This window comes from Paenibacillus sp. OAS669 (assembly GCF_014873645.1).
Classification (GTDB): Bacteria; Bacillota; Bacilli; order Paenibacillales; family NBRC-103111; genus Paenibacillus_S; species Paenibacillus_S vulneris.
Genome location: NZ_JADBDR010000003.1, coordinates 184,502 through 210,735 on the forward strand (window position 1 = coordinate 184,502; position 26,234 = coordinate 210,735).

At 49.8% G+C, this 26,234-nt stretch carries 4 protein-coding genes; all 4 read left to right on the plus strand.

Annotation, left to right across the window (positions count from 1 at the left end; translation table 11 throughout):
• The first annotated feature begins 3 nt into the window (after positions 1-3).
• The 4 genes from GGC63_RS08815 (at position 4) to GGC63_RS08830 (ending at position 26,229) form a co-directional block, all read left to right on the plus strand.
• Positions 4-3,066 (plus strand): ATP-binding protein, encoded by a 3,063-nt coding sequence (locus tag GGC63_RS08815; RefSeq protein ID WP_192701969.1) that lies wholly within the window; start codon positions 4-6, stop codon positions 3,064-3,066.
• A gap of 368 nt (positions 3,067-3,434) precedes the next feature.
• Positions 3,435-8,930 carry an Ig-like domain repeat protein gene (locus tag GGC63_RS08820; RefSeq protein WP_192701970.1) on the plus strand — a complete coding sequence of 1,832 codons (5,496 nt, stop codon included), beginning with the start codon at positions 3,435-3,437 and terminating at the stop codon, positions 8,928-8,930.
• 97 nt (positions 8,931-9,027) lie between these two features.
• Positions 9,028-16,641, plus strand: coding sequence for an S-layer homology domain-containing protein (locus tag GGC63_RS08825; RefSeq protein ID WP_192701971.1), 7,614 nt, complete (start codon positions 9,028-9,030; stop codon positions 16,639-16,641).
• A 78-nt stretch (positions 16,642-16,719) separates the two neighbouring features.
• On the plus strand, positions 16,720-26,229 hold the full coding sequence (locus tag GGC63_RS08830; protein ID WP_192701972.1) for a chitobiase/beta-hexosaminidase C-terminal domain-containing protein: 9,510 nt from the start codon (positions 16,720-16,722) through the stop codon (positions 26,227-26,229).
• Positions 26,230-26,234: the final 5 nt, after the last annotated feature.

A 26,234-nucleotide genomic window follows, 5' to 3' on the forward strand; every position in this document is an offset into this window, starting at 1 on the left:
AGCATGAGAAAAAAACTGGCCGCAGCGGCGGTAACTCTAATCATGTTAGCTGTTAGCTACGGATTTTTATATCATATGTTCATGGCGAACGAGAAACGTACGCCGGTGGCGACCGGAGGCCGAATGGATCTTAGCGGATGGCTCTTTTTCGAAAATGGAGCGGTTCCGCTTGACGGGGAATGGGAATTTTATCCGGGCAGATTGCTTGGGCGCGATGACCTGCTTTCCGCCTCCGGTTCAGATGCTTCACATGATCTCATCGACGTACCCGGTTCATGGGGAAGCCGGATGGATATGTTCGGTATGGCAACTTACCGTCTGCAGATTCGTGTAGATGACACCAGTCGAACCTACGGATTAAAGACGCTGTCCATTCAAATGTCCAATCGTATTCTGGTCAATGGAACGGTCATTGGCTCGGCGGGCAGACCGGAACAAGGCTCCTACACCGGAAGTAACAAGCCATACGTAAGCTATTTTACTTTGAAGCCAGGCTGGAATGAAATTATCGTTCAAGTCGCTAATTATGACTTCGCAACCAGCAGCGGAATTTCCAATTCTATATTTTTCGGCTATTCGGAGCAGATTTCCAAGCTGCGGGATACCGCGCTTGCTCACGATTTAATCTCGATCTGCTGCTTTTTTATTATCGGCATCTATTTTATCGGCATGTATCTGCAGCGGAAAAGCGATTTCTCTTTGGCCGCCTTTGGCCTTCTCTGCTTATTTACGACTGTGTACTTATCGACGCGTGGAGAAAGGCTGCTATTTATTTTATTTGACTACGTCCCCTACAGCATCTATATTCGCATGCAGACGATTTCGGTGTACGCCGCTTGTATCTCGCTGCTGCTTTACGTGTATACGGCATTTCGCCCCTTTTGCTCCAAGTGGACGGTGTATGTGGGCATCGGCTTCGGATTGTGCCTGATGCTAATCGGGCTTGTCGATATTAACAATAGCAAATATCTTAGGGTGCTTACAACTTTTTACGCCACGGCCCCTTTTTTATATGCGACGTATGTGTATGTGCTGGCCGCTTTTCATCGGGCGGAAGGCAGCTTATATCTGGTCGTAGCGGCGATATCCTTTAATTACCACTCCATGATTCAAAGCTTTAATGTTTATACGAATGTACCGTTATATCTCACCTTTCCTTTCGAGGTGTTCCTGGTTCTGCTGATGCTTGCCTTGCTGATGTCGCTTCGATTTTCCAATTCGTTCAAGAAGAACGAGCAGCTTTCCCTGCAGCTGCTTAAAGCAGATAAATTGAAGGATGACTTTCTGTCGAAAACCTCGCATGAATTTAAAATGCCTTTGCAGAGCATCATCATGATCTCTGAATCGATGATCGGCGATGAGCACAAGCCTCTGCCTGTGGAGCAGAAGGAGAAGCTGGAGCTGGTGCACAGCATCAGCAAGAAGCTGTCGCAGCTGGTCTTCGATATCTTAGACCTGTCAAGGCTCAGGCAGGGAGACCTGACGGTCAGGCCTGTGAAGGTGGATGTGCGTACTACGGTGGATATTGTCCTGCGGATCTTTTCCTTCCTAATAGCCGGCAAACAGATAAGCTTAATCAATAACGTTCCGGAGCATTTGCCGAATGTGCTGGCGGATGAAAACCGGTTTCGGCAAATATTGAACAATCTGCTCGATAATGCCGTGAAGCATACGGAAAACGGCACCATTGAAGTATCTGCGGAGGAACGGGACGGGGCTATTGAAATTTCAGTCAAAGACACGGGAGAAGGAATCGACCCCGAAGCTATCTCGCTTATCTATGAACCCTTTCAATCGTTCGAATCATCGGGAAGTCATAGCTTCGGTCTGGGATTACCTATCGTGAAGCAGCTGGTTGAGCTGCAGCATGGCCGCATTTCGGTTTTTTCTGTCAAAGGCGAAGGCACCACATTTACCTTCAGTCTTCCATCTGCCGGAAATAGCGATGGCGTCAAGATGGAGAGACCGGCACACGGTGAACTGGGCGGCAAGCTGACGGAATCCTTCCCCACTCCTTACTATATGGAGAGTGAAGGGCCGCATACGATTCTCATTGTGGACGATCATGTCGCGAACCTGAAAATTTTGATCGATGCGCTTAAGCCGCTGAGCTGTAATGTCATCGCCGTCAAAAACGGGTATGAGGCGGTCGAGCAGCTTGATATGCCTAACACGGTCGATCTGGTTATTTTGGATCTGATGATGCCCGGAATGTCCGGGTTCGAGGTATGCCAGAAGATCCGCAGCAAATATACGCTGCTGGAGATGCCGGTGTTGATGGTGACGACCGCGTCCCAGCCTCAAGATAAGCTCGCTGCTTTCGAAGCGGGGGCCAATGACTTTCTGACGAAACCGTTCGACGCGATGGAGCTGAAGGCGAGAGTCAAAGGCTTGCTGCTGATGAAGGATTCGCTTGAAAAGGCAATCGAGCTGGAGGTGGCCTTTCTGCAGTCCCAGATCAAGCCTCATTTCCTGTACAATGTGCTGAATACGATCATTGCCTTAAGCTATACGGATGAGGAAAAGTCACGGAAATTAATAACGGATTTGGCTGATTATTTGCGCGGCAGCTTCCGTTTCAGCAATGTTCAGAAGCGGACTACCTTCTCTCAAGAGCTGAGCTTGATCCGTTCTTATGTCGAGATTGAACGTGCCCGATTTAAAGACAGGCTGAGGGTTGAATATAACGTATCGGAGACGATGCACGGCGTCAGCATCCCGCCGCTGCTGCTCCAGCCGCTTGTTGAAAATGCAATCCGTCACGGGATCGGCGGACTGACCGAGGGAGGCACGGTGAAAATCACCGCAAACAAAACCCAACACCATTATTGCTTTCAGGTTGAAGATGATGGGGTCGGGATGGAAGCCGAGAAGATCGAGCAGCTGCTGGATCAGAATCAGGAGGCTGGCCGGGGAGTCGGACTTAAAAATATTATGAAACGCCTCCAATATGAATATCATTCCGAATTGCGGATGGAAAGCATACCGGGAAAAGGCACTAAGGTCACGGTACTGATTCCGATGGAAGTGATCCGGGACTCTATTCCAAAAGCAAATATCGTTTGATGTGCTGCACCAAGACGGCAATCTTCACCGATGCGAATCGGAGAAGGTTGTCTTTTTTTATAAGCCTAGGGACTTCTTGTGAAGCAGCTGATTAAGCTTACAAGCCAACTCACCGTCCTGCGGAGTTCATTTGTTTTCTAAACAAATCTTTAGGTTACAGATTGTTACATCATTCGATAATCTATGAGCCTTAAGAACTAGTTTTTAAGGTTTCTTTAAGGTTTGGTGTCGTAAGGTGTAAAAAAACACTAGGAAGGTCCTAGTAGGCAAGATGGGATGGTTCTCTAAGACTCCGGCATACCGGACAAAAGGCTTTCACGACAGCCTAGTCATCAAGGATTCTATTTATCTGAGGAGGTCTAGTTTTAATGCTTAACAGCAAGACGGCAAGACGATGGTGCTCAATCATTTTATGCTTGAGCATGTTATTTTCGCTGCTGCCCTGGGATGTTCCTGAGGTGGAGGCGGCGAGTGGCAGTTGTGGATCTGGAGATCTTGAGGTCAGATTCGGTTCTGCAGCGGTTAGAGTTGGTAACTGTTCCTACGACGCGGAGAATGCGTTAGCGAATTTTTGGAATTCAACTCCAGGCTACAGCCCCAGTAATATTGGCGGTAACCAGGATTTTGCCGGCGGGAATATTTTTGTTTATTCCGGCGATACGATGAATTTAACCATCAATGTTGCCCAAAATCCTACCTTGCATGATTTGGCTATGAGCGGGGATGCGACGGTTGCTATCGGATGGTCGTCTCTGCATTGGGTTGAACAAGGGAGCGGATGCGGTGTTTTTGGAGCATTTAAGTGCTTTCAGGGAACCGAAGTGACAGTCAGTGTCGATGGCAAAATCCTACTCGATGAAACTGCTTGGGATGGTGGAGTCGGTTCTAGGCACACTAACGATGTTGCTATCAATACTAACTCCGTGATTTTCATTAAAATAAAAGGGGTTCGGGACGAAACCGATGCTCCGTCAGGTCCAAGAGGATTATACGTTAAATTTAAAGATGAAAAACGTCCCGTTTTAAAGGACTATACCTTTAATGGCAATGGCGTGTCGGAAGTAAATGAAAAAATAGGCAAACGCGAGTTATACGCTAAGAAGGATGAATTTATCAGCATAGCTTATAACTTCAGTGAGGCTGTAAGACCGACGTCAGTGAGCTCAGCATACAGCGACCCATTTCTGAAGCATAAGCTGTTTGTAAATCCGGCAGATACAGGGTTACCGGCTGCCGGCGTTCAGCAGTATTTAACGAATACAAACTACACCGCAGCCGATTTTGCTCAGGGCTTTGACAAAGTGCCCATTACGAAAAGCATTGAATATAAGTATACGGCTAGCAAGTATCACCATAGTGGCAACATTCCTCTTATACCGGTCATATCCAGGACTGAGGCAGAGACGAATGCAAACAACGATATCTATGATATGGATTCGTCTTTGGAGCAAAAGCTTAGGGGAGCTGTACTTGCTGACGCAGCAGGGAATATAGTTCATGATTTTTCAGCCTTAAATACTCCAAGCAGCGCAACTACAGTAGGCGAAAATTACTTAGTCAACAAGTCTGTCGACCCCTTTGATTATGAGCACGGAGGCTTTAGGGTCATTGTGGATGCTGTGCGGCCTAAATATACGAAGGTTGGCAACGGGATTCAGCCGGAAATTTTGACCGGGGTCACCTTGAACCGGAACGACGGCTTCGATTTCACGGTACAGCTGACGGAAGAAGCCAAAGTAAAAACGGGGTGGAAAGCAGGGCAAACGTACCTGCTGCTGAATAACGGGATGAAAGCGGAGTATTTTTCAGGTGATGGTACGGATAAATGGACCTTCAAACTGAAAATTCCGGAAGGTGTGGACATAGAGGCCCCACTTCTTAAGGTGATAGCCTTGACCCATGAGAATCAGGTCATTGATCCTGCGACCAATCAGAATAAAGATACTAACGTGCTTCAGGATTATGCAGGCAATATGCTGATTCAGCCAGCTAACTATGACGATATCTTCACCGATCCGGAGGATGGCGAGGACGCCTCGAAGGTCAATTCCAAAATAGACTGGGCTCAGCTGTCCATCGACAATACGAATCCGGAAGTCAGCTACCGGTATGAAGCAGGCGGAGCTACCGACAAGATTTATCAAAAATCAGGAAAGGTCACGATTGACGCTAACGATCCGCCTTTGATCGTGCCACCACTGGATCCTAACCAACCGGGAGAGATTAGACCAAGCAGAGGTATTTACCGTCCTTCCAATATGACGGGATCGTCTGCACCTGCTGTAGGGCTGGTCTACTACATGTGGAGTCAAAGCCCGAACGATCCTTTTGCAGGCAAAGAAGCGGATCATTTTGCAGCAGTCAAAAGATTTTCCCTACAGGGCATTCAGCCTAGTAAAGATTTGTATCCAGGTGATGATTTTAAAGATATCAAGTTCAGCGTCGCCAACAACAAAACGAACCTGATCGCTGTGCCGTCTGAGGCATTGGCTGAGGAGAAAAGCGGCGAATGGTACTTGCATACTTGGACAGCCGATATGACCTGGGATTCAGCCAGGGAACTGATGCAATACCAGAAAAAACAGAAGTATGTTGAGAGTCACCCAGAGCAATATGAAGCGTGGATAGCAGAGGCTCCAGGCTCTGAAGCAGATAAAATCTTTTATGCAGACAATAAAGCGTTAGCCCAAGTGGGCGACTACGGCAACCTGGAGGTTTGGCCATTAAAAGACTTTAAACAAGACGATTCCAACTGGGTGTACAGTGTAGGAACTATCAAGATCGACAATAAGGCACCGACAGTTGCTGTCGAAGAAATCAGCGGAGACAACACGGCTGCGGTTCAAATGAAGCTCAGCATCACGGATGAGCACAGCGGCGTAGATAGCAGCTTCTACCAATGGGTGAAAAAAGAATCCGGCTCAATAGAAGAAGCGGCATGGATGCCTCTTGCAGGAAACCAAGCTATAGTAACAACTCAGAACGAGGTTGTTGAAGATGGAGAGTATGTTCTGAAAGTGAAAACGCGTGATAAGGCTGGCAACGAACGGATGTTTGACAGCCAGAAGATTACAGTCAACTCCTCCGATCAAATCAGCGGCCGCTTTGAGCCTGACTCCAATATGGAGGTCTATGTTAAAAGCCACGATGTGCAATTTAAGCTTATGGGGCTTAACAGTCAGGGACCTCTATCGCTGATGTCGGTGACATCCGCAACGTACCCGGGAACCGTCACCCAAACGACTTATACAAGAACAGTGACACAAACGACGTACTCGGGAACTGTAACGCAATCGACCTACCAGGGGAAAGCCCTGTTATCTGTGAACAATCTTATTTATGCAACGTATGCGGGTTACGCGGTTACTTCCAGCCAGCTGCGCCCGGGAGAAGCTTCATTTAAAGCCTTTGCCAGTTATAACAACGGGAGTAATGGAGAGCGTATTTACACGGTACCTGCCGATACGTCTCTAAATGGTAAGCCGTACATTCATATTTTGATCAAGGTCAATGACGGCGGTTTTGAGAAAACGTATTATTTTTCCAAGCAATACGCTTTCGACAACGAGCCTCCAACGGTTACTTTCAGCAAGACCGGTGTCAGTTATCCGCAAGATAAGCAATCAGTAACCGCAACGGTGAATGATCGCATGAGCAATATAGGGCTGCAAAAGAAATATCAATGGATCGACGATCAGCTTCCAGCTCCTAACGAAGCGTCCCCAGGATGGTCCGATTTGCCGGAAGGTGGGCAAGTTGAAATTAGCAATGCTGTGCTTCAGCCAGGGGAGCAAAAAAGCTTCCGTCTGTATGTATGGGCTACCGATGGGGCGAACAACAGCGTCATTGCAAAAACATCCGGAGTGTTTGTTGTATCGAAGTCTGAGGGTGCCGACAAGCCTCCTGCCGATGTGACATCCGACCTGATCTACTTGTACGGCGATGAAGAAGACGGCTATACGGCTATTGTGAAGCTCGGATTGGCTGAAGAATCGGTAGATAAAGGCGGTTACGATTTCTCCGTATCTCCCGACAATGGGGCTAATTGGCTCAGATGGCGTCCTTATACGAACTTTGTTGCACTTAAGGTGCCTACGAACAAAACCAGCGATTTGCATATTCAAGTGAAATACAGAACGCCTACGGGAGTTGTCGGTGAACCCAAGAGTCTTGATGCGGGCAGCATATCCAAACAGATGCCGGTCTATGCCTTAGCGACCTTAAGCACCGAGAGGCCAGTCAACGTACAAACAGGAGTAGATATTGATATCGCAGCTCCGCTGGGGATCAAAGTCGTGCCTTCGGCAGTGAATCCTTCAACACCGGTGCGTACCGGCAATACGTTCCATGTCAGCCAAAACGGACTGTATTCCTTTGATCTGACGGACAACGCCGATGCGTCCAGAAAAGCGACCCTGTATGCTGTGGTTAAAAATGTGGATACGATTGAACCGAAAGGCACGGTTGAATATTTGACGACAACGCAAACAAACGGGAATGTAACGGTTCAGCTGACCGGATTATCCGAACCGGTTACGGTTACTGCCCCTGAGGGCCGCTCGACCTACACTTTTAATGAAAACGGCACATTCGCATTTAAGTTTAAAGACGAGGCGGGGAATGAAGGCGAAGCCGTAGCAACCGTCAGTAATATCGATAAAAGCACGCCGAAAGTAAGAGTCGTGAGTTCTTATGCTTACGGTGAGAATGGCAGCAAGACATTCGGAACGATTGTGGACGATAACGGCAAAGTGCTGTACTCCAACGGAGTCACCTTAACGGTAGAAAAAGATGACAATGACAAAAACAAGCAAATCTTCTACGTGGATGGCAAGGATAGTGTGATGCTGCTCGACAACGGCACCGCTTCGTTTACGGTCTCCGACCAGTACGGCAATACGACTGTGGTGAAGGGCGAGGTAAACAATATCATCTCCACGGCTCCGACACCGGCTGCGATAACGTATACCTTTGTCGATGAAGACGGCAATGCCTTGCCGGACAGCAAAATCGTAACGATAAACGGACAGCCATATGCTAAGGGCAAAATGAAGGTAACGCTGACCGGACAGCAGGAGCATAAGGTCAATAAAGTATTTGCAGGAACGACGCCAATTCAAGTAAATGGCCAGTATACGAATCAAATCAGCGATGCGGACGGATCGTACAGCTACTCGCGTACGTTCTCAGCGGATGGATCGACCCTGGTCGCCCTGACGGACCTTCTCGGGAATACGAGGAAAGTTCCTGTAACGATCAAAGGCTTGGATAACACTCCGCCGGAGATCAAGCTCAATATGTCGTCGGTCGGCATTACGCAAAATAAACAAGACTTCGATGTGACCAGAGATTTGGGTGGATATACCGTAAGCGACAATGTGTCCGCCACACAAGACATCAAGGTTACGATCAGCGGCTTGGATCTGTCCAAGCTTGGCCGTCAGAGAGTGACTTATACCGCCGAGGATCAGGTAGGTAATACTTCGGTAGCTTATCAAGACGTGACTGTGGTCTCGAGCGACGGCATGCTCATCTTCGCCGATGATGTACTTATTTCCACCTCCAGCGGAGAATCGGCCTTGTTCGATAAAAATACGCTGACCTTCAACATCTCGAAGTACAACATCATGGAAGTCAACGGGCAGCAGCAGGTTAACGAATGGGGTACTTACGATCTGATGTATCAGCCGGGTCTGTACAGGGAAGGGCAAATGAAGTACATCGCCAGCAAAATTTCGTACAGCGACTTGGTGAACGGCAAGTTTAAGGTCACCTTCCCTGAAACAGGCTGGTACACGATCATTGTGAGAAACCAGGAGCGGGAACGTGAATATTCAACCTTCTTTATCGGCAAGAAAGATTAATCGTCAAAACAGATAGGATCAAGGGCCTCTTGCCAAGGGCGCCCTTGTCCTTGTTAAAAAGATGGCATTTACGGGTTCAAGATAGGAGGCAGTTGAATTGAAGCTTCTCAAAAGGACGCTTGTCTTATTATTCGCACTCATTTTCATCATGGGCTCGAATGCCCAGGTTGCGTCCGTTCTTGCGGCTGAGCTTAGTGCTCCCAAAGTGACGGTACTGCAAAACGATTTCATTAAAATTACAGTCGATAATGGTACCGGACGGTATGGCATAAGAACGGTAGCCGGACAGCCGATTCGCAAAAAGGACGATAACGTCAACATGCTGTTCCGTGGTGATGACCCGGAAACTTCCTTTACGACGTTTCGGATTGATGGAACCGATTATATTTTCGGAAATCCGTATAAGTTCGGGGCTAATTTTTTCTCGGAGGTAACTCCGCCTCGAATTGTTGAAAACACCGATCGAACCAAACAGATCGAAACGATCTGGCGGATCAAGGGTGTAGAAATTAAACAGATCCTGATGCTCTATAGCGACAGCTCGGATAAGAAAAACGCAGGCAATGTGAACATCCGATATGAAGTCATCAACCGAAGCGGCGCTCAGGTAGAGCTTGGCTCCCGGATTTTGCTGGACACGATGGTAGGAGGAAACGACGGTCCGGAATTCCAGATTGGAACTGCGTCTAAGGCACCTCTATTGGTCGAGAGAAAGCTTGTTCACGATCCGGAGAATGACCCGGCGATTACGGAGGAGGACAGACCGTTATATAAATTGCCGCCTTATTGGGTGATGCGGGATAAGCTGGATCCGACGAATCCGCAGGCTACCAACGTAATGGCTTATGGCTTCAATAACTTTGCGGAAAAAAATATTAACATCGTCGATGAAATGATCGTTGGTCATTGGAACGGTCTGGCGAATACCAAATGGGACTATACGCCGAACCCTAATCTTGATTTTACGAGAGATACGAACGATTACGGAACGAAGGATTCGGCCGTTGCTTTCTATTGGAATCCGAAATCACTTGCGAACAATGCGATACAAACGTTTGAAACGGTGTACGGCTTAGGGGAAATTATCGAACCGGATAAAGTATTCTCCATTCGTTATCTCGATACCCCGCAGCAGCTGGCTACTCTAAGCGACAACAGCAATTATGCCAACGAGGGCATATTCGATATGTACGCGGAAGTAGAAAATCTCGCTATGTACAACATGGAGCAGTCCAAAATCGAGGTCGAGCTGACCTTGGATTCCGGACTCAGCTTCGTCAAGCTGGATGAGTCAGGCAACATTATGCGCGACGCGAACGGCAAAGCTCTGACGGAGCCCGTTCGAAACAAGAAGCTGGAGTTTAGAAAAACGGCTACGCCGGAGGAAGCGGAGAAGGGCATTATTCCGAAATACAAGCCGGGCGAGACCGTTACCGCATCCTTTAAAATACAGGCAAAGGGAAGACCTTGGCCGACAACCAAGCAGTACTTGCTGACGGCAAGAAGTCCTGAAACCCAGGTCAAGCTCGAAGGGCAGACGGATGAAGGGATTAAAGCTCAGTATGAGTCCAGCAAATCCAACTTTATCTTATTGCCGGCTATCGGCAATGCCGTACCAACGTATGCATACGGTCTGTCTCCTAAAGAAGTGTACAGCGCCGATGTAAAATACATCACGGCCAATATTTCCAATATTGATGCCTATAATACGGGCAACGAGACAAGCGAACCGAACTTCGACCTGTTTCTTAAGGAGAAGGTGACAGGTAAGCGTTATAAGGTTCCTGTCAAAAGCTCGGTCATTATCCAACCGACTGATGACGGCTTCTCCGGTGATATGCGCATTACATATCGTGGCGGAGATTTGGTAGATGACAAAGGGAAAGTAATCCAAGCGGGACTTGGGCCTGAGCTGCCTTTGGGTGAATACCAGGTTGAAATTGATTATAAAGGCGATACCGGAGGCGATCCGGAAATCGCTGCGATGTATGACATCACGACGTCCCAAACCTTTGCTGTAACGGATAACGAGATCAATCGGGTCCGTGAGGCGAAGCTGATGGCCGTGTACAAGCAAAAGGTCGATTTAAGCCATGTGACGCCTTCGTTGAACGGTAAGCTGCTGGAACAGATCAATGAAGCTTTTCCGGGAGAGCCGTTTAAGAAGGGAGAGGATTTGTACAGTGCTGTAACGGTGTACAAGCAAACCAAGGCGTTTTTCGGTACAGCAAGCAAGGCATTGGATCCGGAATTCGATTTGGCGGCGTTCTTGGACGATGAAAAGCTGAAGGAAGTTCCTGCTTACAATTACCAAATGTTTGAATCGGAAGAGGAAATGGATGAATTTTTCGCGGATGAAGCTCGGGAGAAGCTGGTAGACATCCGCGGGATGATCAAGCAGGCGGGCACCGGTAACGACCGTCAGGTCGTTGTAGATACGAAGACCGAGCCGGCGATTATTAACGGGGCCGTTGCTTATCGGGGTAAGGATATGGTGTTTGCCCGTGGCAAGCTGGATATTTTCGGTGCCAAACAGCGGATGAACGGCTATGATAGCATGCCATTCTTCGACACGCTCTTTGTGAAGGGGGACGGAACGCTTAGTGTAGCGAACAGCGGATTTGTTTTCCATAAAGGAGAATGGACGCTCGATTTCTTCAACGGTTTTGAGAAAACATTAGGTGAAGGGTATACCATTCCGCAAGCGGAATATCCCGAGAAAAAAGGAAATGAAGAGGACGACAGCTTAAACGGCTCCTTAAAATGGGCTTCAGGTGCGCTGGGAGACAAAGCGAATCCGCTGCGTCAGGTAATGATCGAGCTGGTCTACTTCAACAAGCATAGCTTGTTCGCCGTGCCGAACTTTACTTTTTCCGGCTTTGGGTTATCGTTTAACGATTTTATTCTTAGACCCGGCGGCGTCTCCTTCGGAGGAACCATCTCGCTTAAGGTGCTGAACGCTGAAGTTCGCAATGTCCAATTTAACGAGAAAGGCTTTGTCGGGATTGAAGCCGGACTGAAATTTGATTTGAATGAAGAGTTAGGGTTATTCGAACCAAAGAACAAGGATAAGAAAGACGCAAAGGAAGATCCGGAAGGTCCTAAGAAGCCGAGCGGTGAGATCGACATTGTTCACTATGTGCAGCCGGTTGACGGCATTTCCAATACTTACGGATTAAAATTCGATGCCCAATTGAAAAGCATGACGGAAATCGGGGTCGAAATCGCGTTCAAGAAAGTGGATGACGGACGGATTTTGCCGGATGTGCTTGGCTTCAGTGCTTCGCTGAAAAATCCGGGAGTGCTGATTACCGGAGCAACTTATTTGACCGGAATACGCGGAGCGGTCCGTGAGCTGGCAGATACGATTGCCGGGGGAACCAAGGATGATCCGTTCCCGCTTGTCATTGAGGCCGGCGTCAGCTTGCGGTTCGGTATTGCCCCTGCTTACTTCTTTGGCGATATCGATCTGACGCTGAAGCGAACAGGAATCGCAATCCAAGGGAAACTCGATTATTCCCCAAAAAGTGATCCTGAAGAAGACGACTTAATCAAAATGCTGACCCAAGCTCTGATCGAAGCGCAATGGGTAACTCCATGGTTCGTAAGAATGCAGGCGGAGGTCGATATTGGCGGCTGGAATGTCATTGTAGGTAAAGTCGGAGTGTTCGTCGGACAAAATCTGGAGAAGCACCGGACGGACTTTGAAGGGTATATCGGAGCGAAGATACAAATTCCTGAAGAGGTGCCGGTTGTCGGCGGTATGCCGTTATCCAGCGTATTTTTCGGAGTGAACAACGATAAAGTATGGGGAAGCGTAGGCATCCTGTTCATTTCCCTAGGAATTACTTATTACTGGGGCGGCGGGGTTGAATTCGGAACCTCCAGCGAGCAGCTTCCTGACGGATTTACTCATTTGCTGATCGACGATCCGGAACGCGGACCGCGTCTGCTCGTTATCGGGCAAGGGGTCAAGACAGTCGCAACCTCTTGGGTAGAATCGGAAAAGGAAACTCATGAGATCGTATACCGTGATGTAGACAAGGGTGTTAAAGTGCTGGATAACGGTGCGATGAATATCGGCATCGGCGGCATCAAAGTGAAAAACAGCGGACGTATTCATGAAATTCCGATGAATGACGTATCCGGCAACGCGATTATTGAAGTGGAATATGATAAGGATCTGCCAAACCTGACGTTGAAGGATGCGGCTGGTCAGCCTTACCCGATCATTTTTGATGACGAAAATAAGAATCCGCAAGCGACAGCCTTTACACAGCATATCAAGCCGGACGCCAAGAAGGGAGATAAAGCGGATCATTGGAAGGCGTACATCATAGTTCCGCAGGATCGGGTAGCGAATGGCGGTACATGGACCCTTACCTCCGAGGCGGCGGTACAGAGCCGATTGTTGAATGTGCCTACTCTTCCACAGCTGCAAAACGTCAGCTTGACCAAGGATGCCGGCGACAAGAACAAATTCACGGCAAGCTGGACAGTCGCCAATGCCAAGAAGGAAGATACGGTCAATCTGTATTTGACTAAGGATACGGTAAGTGCGGCTACTACGAAGCTTGCAAACGGGGAAGATGTGCTTGAACCAGGGGATCCGGGCATTCTGATTGCCAAAAATGTTCCGGCTGCCGACGGCCATAAAGTGATTGACGTTACTAAAGTATCCCTGAACGAAAACGGTGGCGAAGAGGATATACAAGATATTACCGGGCTTATGCAGCAGGGCAATTATTATTTGCGTGCCGAGCTCAAATCCGAATCCACCTTCGGTACCAAAACCTCGGCAGAGCAATTCGAGATCATCGATCGACTAGCTCCGCAGGCCGTTAGCGACGTAACGATAGAGCCGGCAGGGGACGGGTATTTCAGTCTATCCTTCAAACCGGCTGCGAAGAAGGACGAGTTGAACAATTTCGAACACAGCTATGTTATTAATGCCATGCAGGAGCAGGGAGGCAAGCTGAAGCCTTACAACAATTTCGGTGAGCTCATGTTCACGGAAAAAGAGCTTGCAAACCATTGGAATCCTGCAACAGGCAAATACGAAGGCATTATGCTCGGCGGCTGGACCCCTACCACGACATCGGAAGCCAAGACGGATCCGAAGAGCCTGGACGCCAAGCCCGTAGATCCGGCTGAAGTGAAGTATGTCGGATTGCAGGTTGGCCAGGAGTATACGATAGGCGTGTCGTCTGTCGTCAAGCCTTCCAAGGAGCTGGATAAAAATGAAAACTACCATTATGCGAACCGGGTAGATAGCGCCAATACGCTGCTTCCGGTGCCTGTGAAGCCGGAGCTTCAACCAAGCAAGGAGCTGCTGCAGAAGCCTCAGCCGAAAATCGATTGGCTGACCAACAATGTGAAACAGCAAAGTATCGAGCTGTTCTCGAATCAGCCGGATGTTGCCGTAGAGGCCTTCTACGACAACCAATCGATTGGCCAGGTTCATCTCGACAATGATGGCAGCGGAAGCCACGGTGTGCTTGAGCTGAAGCAGCCGCTTACGACGGATGGAACTTATGCTATTGAGCTGCTCACCACAAATACGAAAACCAAAGATAGCAAGGTCAAGATGCTCTACCTGACCGTGGATACCCTTGCTCCTGTATTGTATCTGGACAAGCCGTTAACAGGTGCCAGAACGAAGGACGGCAAGATTGTATTCTCTGGCAGAAGCTCGAATGATGCCGTTCTGAAGGTGAGCGGAAACGGGAAAGAAACCGTTCTGAAAGTGCAGGACGACGGCCAATTCTCCGGTGAGGTGGCTGTAGAATCCAACGGTCCGACGGCTGAGCTTACCGTCAAGGCGGTCGATGGAGCCGGCAACGAGAATACGGCTGTTGTATCGGTGACGAATGATCGTTATGAAGTTCCGGCAGGGCTCGTCATTCATCAAGTGCCGGTCATGAAGCGCGGAGACAGCCAGAAGCTGGAAGCCTTCCTGCGTGTGTCCGATGGCAAGGACGCTCAAGGCAAGCCGAAGTTCAAAGAGGTAGCCGTTCCAGGGCATGTCAGCTATTCGGTCCTGTCAGGCGACGCGGTCGATCTGAAAGACGATGGAACGATCACAGCGCAATCGAGAGGAGCAAGTTTGGTTCAGGCAAGCTATGAGGTCGCAGAAGGGGTTACCTTGCAGGCTATGGCTGCGGCTGCGGTAGAGGTTCCAGCACCAACAGAGCTGGGAACCATTATGGCGACCACCTCAGCTTTGAGTAACGATAGCAGCAGAACAAAAGTAACAGTAACCGATGCTGGTGAAATGCTCGGCTATCAGCTGGCGTACAAGGTGTTTGCCAGAACAAGCGCAGTGCTTCCGAAGCTGAATCAGGATATCAGCAGCTGGAGTATCCTGCCTGCGAACGGAATCATAAATGCAGAAGCCGGAAATGACGTTGTTGTCGCCAAAAGAACCTCCACGGGCAAGCTGGCCGTAGCTTCAACAGGCATACTGTCCGCCAATGTATGGCGGTCCAAAGGAGGCGGCGGTGCCGGAGGTAGCGGTGGTTTTGGAGGAATTCCAACGCCAACGGAAACCTCGGAAATTACCATTAATGAGCAGCGCATGAATGCCGAGAAGCAGGATAATGTTCTTGTAGCCGACATTACGGCGGCGAACGTGGATGCTGCAGGCAGCGGAGACATCGTGATCACCTCTTTGGATAATACCGTGAGGGGCTATACGTTCCGGGTAGATCCGGCGGTGGTACAGCATGCGGTAAGCAAGCAGCGGAATCTTGTTATCGATGTTCCTTTGGCGCGGTTGACCTTAACGCCTAAACAATTGCAGGATCGGAAAGGAAACCTGGAGGTCCATATATTCCAGAACGAAAGCTACGAGCTGGGAGAACTGGGCAGCATAGCGGACAGTCTGGATTCGACCTTACTGGGATCAGGACAAGGCGTTTCCATTAAGACGAATATTCCGGCCGCCAGCTGGAGCACCTATGTTCCACTACGGGTACCGGTACCGGGTTCCATCGACCCGAGCCACCTTACAGCGGTTATGCTGAAAAATCCGGAGGGCGCTTGGACCCCGCTGCCTTGGAAGCTGAATAATAGCGGCAATGGGTCTTACGTCGATGTTCAATTGACGGGGAACGGAAATATCGCCTTTATCCGAAACGAAAAAACATTCTCTGATGTAGAGGACGGCTACTGGGGCAAGGATAGCATCAGCCAGGCGGCTGCGAAGCTGTTCGTACTAGGGAAAGACAAGGACCAGTTTGATCCGGAAAGCCATATTACCCGGGCTGAATATCCGACGATCCTGCTGCGTGCAGCAGGGATGATGAACAAGAACGGTCAAGCTTCATTCACCGATGTGAATACGGCAGACTGGTTCGACCGCAGTGTGTCGGTTGCAGCACAAATGGGTATCGTGAATGGTCTTGCAGATGGCTCTTACGCTCCTCAAGCAACGATGTCGAGAATCGAAGCCATGACAATGGCAGGACGATTGCTTAAAGTGCTCGGACTTGCTGAGGATGTGTCCAACGAGGAGGCCGATCAGCTGCTCAGTACTTTCTCAGACGCAGCGAGCGTTCCGGAATGGGCTAGAATACCGGCTGCCATCTGCATCAAGAATGGCATTATTGAAGGGGATAACCATAAAGTGAATCCGCTCGACGAACTGACGAGGGCACAAGGGGCAGCTATTGCCATAAGACTTGCCTCGTGGATCGCAAGCAACGAATAAACGAAAGCTACCGGCTTAAGTCTAGATGACTTTTGCCGGTAGCTCTTCGGATTTTTACCAAACTAAGGCGGTGTAAAGATGGCATTGAAGCAAAAATCCATCTATGCGATTGGATTTGCTATAGTAGTTTTAGCATTAATAGCCGGCTTTATGACATTCCGTGCCAATGCAGGCGCAAGCCATTGGACGGATGGCAGTAACGCGGATACGAGCTGGTTTGACAACGCAACGGAATACAGAACCTATACGATTGATACGTCGGCTAAGCTGGCAGGTGTTGCCAAGCTCGTTAACGATGGGACTAACCGGAATGGGGTAGCTGTTAACGGGTTCAGCGGGAGAATTTTAGAGATTAGCCAGGATCTAGACCTGTCCGGGCTCCAATGGGTACCTATCGGAACGGATGCCAGACCCTTCAAGGGCACGCTGATTGCCGCAGGCGGAGTGACTAAAGAAATTAGGGGCATGACCGTAAGCGACAATACCATGTACGGAGGCTTCATCGGATACATGGACGGAGCTACCGTAGGCGGCTTTAAGTTTACGGGAACCGGCAGTATTACCATGACCTCAGTGACTCAAGATGTCTATGTGGGTGCAGCCGTCGGTAAGATGGTGAACAGCAGCATTTTATACGACATTACTAATGATATGCCTATTACAGTTGATTCGAAGACCCGTGATACGTACGTGGGGGGAATCGTCGGTCAGGGTGGTGGTACGTTATCCAACTTGAAAAATAATGGCGCGGTAATAGCACTCGGCGGCAACGTTTATGCCGGTGGAGTTACAGGCAGCGTGTACGGAAATATGGTTAAAACGTGGAATACAGGCGCGCTGAACGCGACAAGCAAGACCAGTCAGGATGTGTACGCCGGGGGAATAATCGGACAATCGCCGATCTCCATTGTGATGGATACGGACAATACGATCATCTCGAACTCCGGTACGGTTACCGTATCCGGCGGTTTGAAAAATTATGCCGGCGGTATCGTGGGCAAGGCTAACGGGATGGCGAAGTTTTCTGCCAATACTTCCAATAGCGGCTCCGTCAACATTAACGCTCCTTCTGCAGGCGGATCCTACGCAGGCGGATTGGCGGGAGCATTGGGCACCGCGAGTACGGATATTGTGTTTAACAATACGGGCGTTGTAACTAACAACGGCGGAAGCAACGTGTACACAGGGGGGGCTGCCGGTTATATCGAAGGTGCTCTTTCCTGGGAAAAAAGCTATGTGAATAGTGTTAACGTGACGGCATCCGGTAAAGATCATCTGTATACCGGCGGATTGATCGGTTATGCAACAGGGGATTTCAGCTTTAAAGGAAATGCCCAAAATACCGGAGCGATCCGCGTAACAGGCGGAGCTCTAGCGGATAAACCGGATGAAGCCTATACCGGAGGTTTGATCGGTTATGCTGAGAATCGGGTTTTATTCGAAAGTACAGCCTCATCGGCTTATGAAAACAGCGGAACGATTACGGTAAGCGGCGGAACCGGCGTCTATACCGGAGGTGTTATTTCCAACCGGGCCTATGCGAGAACTGGGAATATGATTAGCAATGTCACGAGTAAGGGAGACATCAAGGTTGATGGTAAGACAAAGCTCTACACAGGAGGCTTCATCGGCCTCATATCGGCAGATAGCCCGGATAAAACGATAGCAAACGTAATGTTTGCCAATGATATTACCGTCACGGCTGCATCTTCCGCTCCTGAAAGTACAGTTAGTACGGGCGGTATCGTCGGCTATATGGCAGGCGGCAGTGCTAGCATCAGCAATGCTACCTTTACCAGAACCCCGTCGGCTGTGGTTAACGGAGTTCAAACCTACAAGGGTGGTACGATCGTATCCACAGGCGGCGGCGCTAGCACGTATACCGGCGGTATTGCCGGATATGTGGATGGAGGTACGGTTTCCAACGTCAATGCAGGAAACACGAAGGAGAGTCTAGCAGCGATCACTTCCGACGGCTTCATCGGGGGTGCAGCGGGCTACTTGAAGGGGACAATCAACACAGCAGCCATCAAGTATTTGACAGCAACGGTTCAAACGGCAGACGGCTTTGCCGGGGGAATTGCCGGTACAGCGCAAGGAGCCATTTCCGGTGAAATTATTGTTGGGGATGCTGACGCGTCCGGCAGTAATAGTGTGAAGCTTGAAGCTGCAAACGGCATCGACCGGTTGACAGCGGGGGGTATTGTTGGCCGCAATGAAGGACCTCTCACTGTCTCGGGGACGAAAATTTTAGTAACCCGAATCTGTCTGTTGAATGAAGCGGGAAGAACCGGTTACAGCTTGGGTGGCGTGGCGGGTACGCTGACGCCTGAAGCTCAAATTGGAGCGGCAGGGGCTCCCGTAAAGGTCAAGCAAGTGGACATTCAAATCAACGTGGATCAAAGTAATATAGGTGGAGCTATCGGTGTAAACCGTGCGCCGCAAACTTTTGTTTTTATTGAGGGACTATCCGTTCAAGTATCGGGTTCCGAGAATAAGGTGGGTGGTGCTGCCGGTGTTCAGGACACGGTAATAGGGAATGGGACCGACAACAGCTTGGTCATAGAGGGTAAAGATATCACTATGACCTCCCAAGGAAATGCGCTTGAGCTCGGTGGACTCTTTGGGGAAAATGTCAAAACAACGCCGAAGAGCTCGGCCTCTAATGTTCATGTGACAGCAGCAGGTTCTGCGAACCAAATCGGGGGTATTGCCGGTAAAAACCTGGGCGCGATTACCCATGTACAGACCCAAAAGCATCATCTTGAGGTTAGTGGCGAAGCAGGAGAAATCGGCGGTATCGTTGGACGATCCGAAGCACCGGACGGAAGTTCATCGCCAGCAAGCATTAACAACGCCTCGGTGCAAGCAGGAGAAGAAGTGCTGATCCAATCATCGGGAGCCAACAACGTTCTTGGCGGTATTGCCGGATATGCCAAAAATACGGAAATCAAGGATTTCTCGGTAGATGCGGAGCTTCCTGATTACGCTACATTATCCGTCACGGGCATCAATGCCATGGCCGGAGGTATCGCAGGTCGCATCGAAAACAGCAAAATCATTGGTGACGAAGTCAAAATCAATGCAAACAATCTGTTTATCATCAGCACGGCTGCTGCTGAGTCTCCCCATATCGGCGGTATCGCGGGATATAGCAGCCAAACCCGAATGGAAAAACTCGCATCGGGCTCTGTTAATTTGGTTGTAAATGGACCTGGTTCCGTAGTCGGCGGTATGCTCGGCTATAATCTGGGAACGGAAACGACCTCCATTCTTATCAATAATAATACGTCTGCACTCAGCTTAAAGGTGACACCTACCGCGGTTTCCTCCACAGTAGGCGGTATTGTTGGGATCAATGACCGGCGTGCGGGAGACCCGACTGCCGATCCGGGCAAAGCGGTCAGCACCATTCAGAACAGCCGAGCCGTGGGTACCTTATTGGTAAATGCAGAAGGTTCACTTATCGGCGGTATGGTCGGTGAGAACCGGAGCTTGATTGCCAATAACAGCATTTCCGATAAAATTTCCGTTACTTCCGAAGGGAATTCAAGCATTGTCGGCGGTTTAGCCGGACGGAATACGGAAACGGGAACCTTATATTACACGTACTCTAACGCGAACATGACGATCGAAGGCGAGAACACGCTTGCCGGCGGCTTGGTGGGCGAGAACCTGGGTCAAGTGCTGGCCTCTTATGTGGACATCGCTGTCACAGGCAATGCTCATGGTACGGAAGGCAGTCCTGTCTATTTGGGAGGACTGATAGGCCGCAACAGCGGAACTATGGACAAATCCTATTCGGTTTCCACGGTTACGGCAAAAGGCAGCTACTCCATAGTCGGAGGCTTGGTAGGTGATCATGTTGCGGGCAGCATGACGAATGCCTATGCAGCTAAAGAGGTTATTGCAAGTGCTGACCATTCCTATGCCGGAGGTCTTCTCGGCAGAATTACGAACGGAACCGTAACGACCGCCTATTCTGCAGGCAAAGTAACGGCAGTGGATGGCTCGTATGCGGGCGGCTTTGCCGGACGCTATGACAATACCAATAAAGAATTGCTGTACAAGGCTTATTATGTGAAGGATATAGACAACGACATTAATGGGGATTTGCCGGATTTTGCAGACGGTAGCTTCCTCTGGCTGAATGCTCATGCACGTTTGAGCACGATCTTGTCTGCAACGTTGAAGGACAGAAGCTACTTCCCGGGATTGTCCGGCTGGGATTTCAACTCGACCTGGAGATACGGCTCGGTGGATGCCGAGTATAAATATCCGGAGCTAATCCGTATTGCCAATGGCGGAGGAGAGACGGGCGGCGGCGGTGACGTCAATGCCAATATCAACTGGTATGTTCGTGATCCAGGAGCGATTACCTTCACGCTGAAAAGCGAGGCGGAGCTTGCCGGACTCGCGGCTATAGTGAACGGCACGATCCCTGGCGTTCCGAAATTCTCTTTTGAAGGCAGAACGATTAAAGTTATGAACCCGATCCACATTCAATCCAAACAGTGGATTCCGATCGGTCTTAATGAAGACAGTGCGTTTCAAGGTAGCTTTAACGGAAATAACCAATTGATTGACGGTCTGACGTTAACGTCGACGACCGCTTATTCCGGACTATTCGGAGTGATCGGGCAGAAGGCTAAAGTGGAAAGCATCAAGCTGGAACCTTTGTCCATGGCCGGGCAGCAATATACAGGCGTGCTTGCCGGATTCAATAAAGGCACCGTATCGGGTATTGACATTAAGCTGGTAGGCGGGGCCAAGATTAACGGCGGTACGGTTGGCAGCCTGTTGGGGAAAAATACCGGTACGATTAACAAGGTGGACATTAAAATTGAAGGCGGAAGCCGGATCGAAGGCACTGGTGCCAATGCCGTTGCGGGAGGACTTATTGGCGACAATGCGTTTGCCATGAATCCAGGCCTGTTTACATTCCAATCGGCAGACGGAAGTGTCGGAAGCTCGGCAAATCAGGCTACCATCGGCGGGCTGATAGGTAGACAAGCCGGAGATATCACCGGAATCAGCATGAATATTGCGGCTAATTACCGAATTTCAGCTGCGGGTCCAAGCAGCATTGTGGGAGGACTAATCGGGCAGCAGGTTTCAGGCAAGCTCGAGAACATTAGTCTTGCCTTTACTGACGGTACATTGCAAGCACTCGGAGCGGGATCGACTCTGGGAGGAGTCGTTGGACAATCCGGTGCGGATAATCCGATGAATCATGTGGCGATTGCTGCTGCCAATGCCGGTCAGCATATGCTCGGGAACGGCATTATCGGCGGTATCGTAGGTGTGAAGGAAGGAAAGGGCAGCAATTCCTTTGATATGGATCAAGTAAAAGCAGATGGTGTGACACTGTCCAGCTCAGAAGCAAGTGAGCAAGCCATCGTCGGCGGTATTGCAGGAAAGCTTGTCAACTCCGCTGTGCGTCAGGCATCGGTGAGCGGTTCGCTCCAAGCTGCTGGCGATCGGGTGTCCGTCGGCGGCGCCGCAGGGCAAGCCGAGCAGTCCATCCTTTATTTGATCGATGTGAAGTCAGATATCGAGTCAGCTTCTAAGACAGGTGAAACCTTTGTCGGTGGCGTGGCAGGACTTTTATCGTCGAATGACGTTAACAAAAGCTTTGATTTTGGCAAGCTTGCTCCAATGTATCACGGTGTTTATAATGCATCGGTGTCATCCAAAACCGTGAAAGCCGTAAGTGCCGATAATGGAGCGGATCTATACGTCGGCGGTATTGTCGGCAGCAATAAAACGTCTTCCACTTATCATTCCTTATCTGCTGCAGAGATTACCGTCAACGGAGGGAAAACCTCTATCGTCGGTGGCGTCGCTGGCTTCAGCAGCGGTATTATGGTAAGCACAACGGCGCATAGCAGCATTGCTGCAGATGCCAGCCGCGTCTACCATGTCGGGGGATTCGTGGGTCTTGCGGCAGGAGGAGAAATTCATTATTCGAACGCGGCAGCTGTTGCGGGAGAGAAAATCACCGTTGGCAGTGCCGTTACGAAATCGGGCATGATACCGGCTGCGCATGTCGGCGGCTTTGCAGGAATGGCGGACAACACGTTGTTTGCGGATTCTTTTGCCAACATTCCTGTACAGGTCGTATGCGACAATCAGGATAACACCATTTATGCAGGTGGCTTTGCAGGCCTATTGGGCGACGCAGATCCGGCAGGCGCAGGGGCCATTCACCGGGGTTATGCTAAAGGCAGCGTTGATGTCCAGGGTATAACGGGCGCTTATGCAGGCGGTTTTGCAGGTTCGGCAGACCGTTATGAGATTAATGATGCTTATGCGACCGGGAATGTAGTAAACACAGGCTTCGATACGAGAACCGGAGGCTTTGCGGGTGTCATCGAACGGTATGCAACCGTGAAGAACGCCTATGCGGCGCAGGACCATGTGACGACTAACGGGGTTAACCATGCCACCCGATCGTATACCGGAGGCTTTGCAGGGTATAACGACGGCGTAGTTCAACAGGTTTTTGCCGGCAGTACAGACATTAAGATGAATGTAACGGGCGCCAATGCATTCAGCGGTGCACTCATCGGCTATAACTTTAGAGACGGTAAGATATCTTCTTCCTCCTATCTTGGCTCTATGGCTCCTGTGGGCCGCAGCTTGGGTTCCGTAGAAGCTTATAAAGCGGAGGGAGACCAATCGGGCTCTTACGGCTTCGGAAATTGGAATTTCGAAGCGGATGCTTCCTACCTGAGCTTGTACGATGCCGGTGAAGTTGTGATTCAGAACGCAAAACAGCTTCATGGCGTAGTAGCGCTGTACAATGATTCGGATTTGAGCTTTTACCGGTTATTTAACCGGACAGCCGATAGCAAGCCTAGCTTGAACAAGCTTTCGCTCGGTGCAGATATTTCGATGGAAGGCACTTCGTGGACCCCTTTTGCCGTGTTCAATGGGGAATTCGATGGTAAGGGCAAGTCGATCAAAGGACTTCAAGGTACGGCTGAAAGCGCGTCTGCTTATGGATTTGTCGCAGAAAACAACGGTAAAATCAGCAACATCGTCTTTAGCGACGCTAACCTCACTGGTGGAACGAATACAGGTATCGCAGCAGGAATCAATCACGCGGGAGCGGTCCTGAGCGGAATTACAGTAGGCGGGTCGGTGAAGGGTACGGAGTATACCGGAGGAGCAGCGGGACTTAACCAAGGTGAGATTACGAATGTAACGATTCAGACCTTGAGCGTAACCGGTACAGATTACACAGGCGGCGCAGCAGGAAAAAATGAGAACTCGATTTCGAAAGTAAATGCTGGTGATTTGTCCGTAAAAGGCTCTCTGAATACGGGTGGAATTGCAGGTGAGAACCAAGGCGGGCTTACGAATATCAGCATTCAAGCTGCAAAAGTGAATGGTACTGACTTGACCGGCGGCGCGGCAGGGACCAATGGAGGGACTTTGTCGGAAGTCAGCATTACGTCTCTGACACTTGAAGGAGCTAATAACACGGGCGGCGTATCCGGCAAGAACTCTGGTACCATCAGCAAAGCGTCTGTCAACGGCATCATTAACGCTGCAGGCAGTGTTGTGGGTGGTATTGCAGGCACGAATGACGGTAAAATCAGCAAAGCTTATGCAAGAGGAACACTCCGCACCCTCCAGGAAGGCCAAACTGTGATGGCAGGCGGAATTGCGGGAGAGAATGGAAAAGCCGGAGAGATCAGCGAGTCATTCTCCTTTGCAGATCTTTCGATTACATCGGACCAAGCGACGGCCGGAGGTATTGCGGGGCTGAATCGCGGAGCGATCGCTAACACGTACAATTCAGGCCGTATCCAGGCTATGGGAATGGTGAAAGCATGGGCTGGGGGTATCGCCGGTTACGCAGTGGAAGGTGCGATAAGCGATTCGATGAATTATGGCGAAGCTTCTGCAGCCGTCAACGGTAAAATTGTACCTGGCTCCGCGTATTTCGGCGGTATAGCGGGTCAGAGGAACGATGGGGCCGTAATCAAAAATACCGCCTTTAACAAGCAAATGCTCAAAACGAGCACAGCTTATTATACGACGGCAGGAAAACGGTCCGAAGGAGCGGCAGGAGAAGCTGTTGGCCTGCTTGCCAAGGATATGGTCAAAGGAACGCTGCCGATTAGTCTGGATGCAGCCGTATGGAAGGGAGCACCAGGATTTTATCCTCAGCTCGCTGCGTTCAATGGAACCGCAGCATCCAAGCTGAGCGCCGCTTCCTTGATTCTGAACGATAAAGACACCCTGTCCAGCATCAAATCCGAATTTGAGCTGACTCGCGATAATGAAATGGTATGGACGGCAGATCCGAAGGCTATTGCACTTAACCTCACTTCAGGCACAGCGAAAGGTTCCATGGTAACATCAGGCAGTGCTGAATTGACAGCTGCTGTCCATGGTGACACAAGAGTATGGACCGTAAATGCGCCTGCTCCTGCCTTTGCAGAAACGGCTTTGAAGCCGAAAGTGGTCTCGGGTAATACTTCTTTCACTAGTCAAGTATCCGTTAAGCTGGCTACCGATGAAGCTAACGGGGTCATTTATTACACCTTGGACGGCAGTCAGCCGGACCCATGGTCCATGGTCTACACGGATCCGATCGTATTGACCAAGACGACCACGATCAAGGCCATCACCATCGCAGAGGAAAAGGAAAGCAGCGAAGTGCTGTCGGGAGCCTGGACGAAGTTAGAGCCGGATAAACCTAGGGGCGGCGGAGGAGGCGGCATCTGGTTGCCTCCTGCGGTAACCGAGCCGGCTGTTACAGCGCATATTGGCTCCAAAGCAGTTAAGGCGGATGACAATGCATCCGTGACGGTTGCAAGAAACAGCAAATTGACGTTATCGGCACCGGACGGTCAAATCATTTACTATACGACCGACGGAAGCACTCCGACCAAGAACAGCCTGCGCTATACAGGAGAGCTGATTCTTACCCGGAGTATGACGATCAAGATGATTACGGATCAAAATGATCAAGTAGTCACTATCCACTACGAGGTGGAAAATGCGAAGTTCGATTTAATGAGCGATGCCGGGCAAATGAAGTACATTTCCGGTTACGAGAACAACGAGTTCAGACCGGAAAAATCGCTCAGCCGATACGAAATTACGGACATGCTTGCTCCTTTGCTGAATAAGGAGGATGTAACTGTCAGTAACCTGCTGAAGGACGTCGACGGCAGCAAGGAAAATCAAATTGCGTTCTTTACATCCGCAGGCATTATTGACGGTTACCCGGACAATACGTATGGCGGTGATAAAGGCCTCACAAGAGCCGAATTTGTCGTCATCATGTCCAGAGTGCTGAAGCTCCAAATTAGTGAAGCGGGAGAGGCTGCATTATCCGACGTATCCGGCCATTGGGCGGAGAAATATATCAATTCCTTTACAAAAGCAGGCTACGTCGACGGCTTCCCGGATGGGACCTTTAAGCCTGACAGCGAAATTACAAGAGCTCAGGCCGTTGTCCTGATCAACCGCATCATTGGCAAGGAGAAGCAGGATTTGCCTGCAAAATTCAGTGATCTTCCGTCATCTCACTGGGCTTATCAAGATATTATGGCAGCTATGAAATAAGCTTC

Bases quoted from the DNA above. Each gene is read 5' to 3' on its own strand.
- GGC63_RS08815 (WP_192701969.1), top strand. From the start codon at position 4: ATGAGAAAAAAACTGGCCGCAGCGGCGGTAACTCTAATCATGTTAGCT.
- GGC63_RS08830 (WP_192701972.1), top strand. From the start codon at position 16,720: ATGGCATTGAAGCAAAAATCCATCTATGCGATTGGATTTGCTATAGTA.
- GGC63_RS08820 (WP_192701970.1), top strand. From the start codon at position 3,435: ATGCTTAACAGCAAGACGGCAAGACGATGGTGCTCAATCATTTTATGC.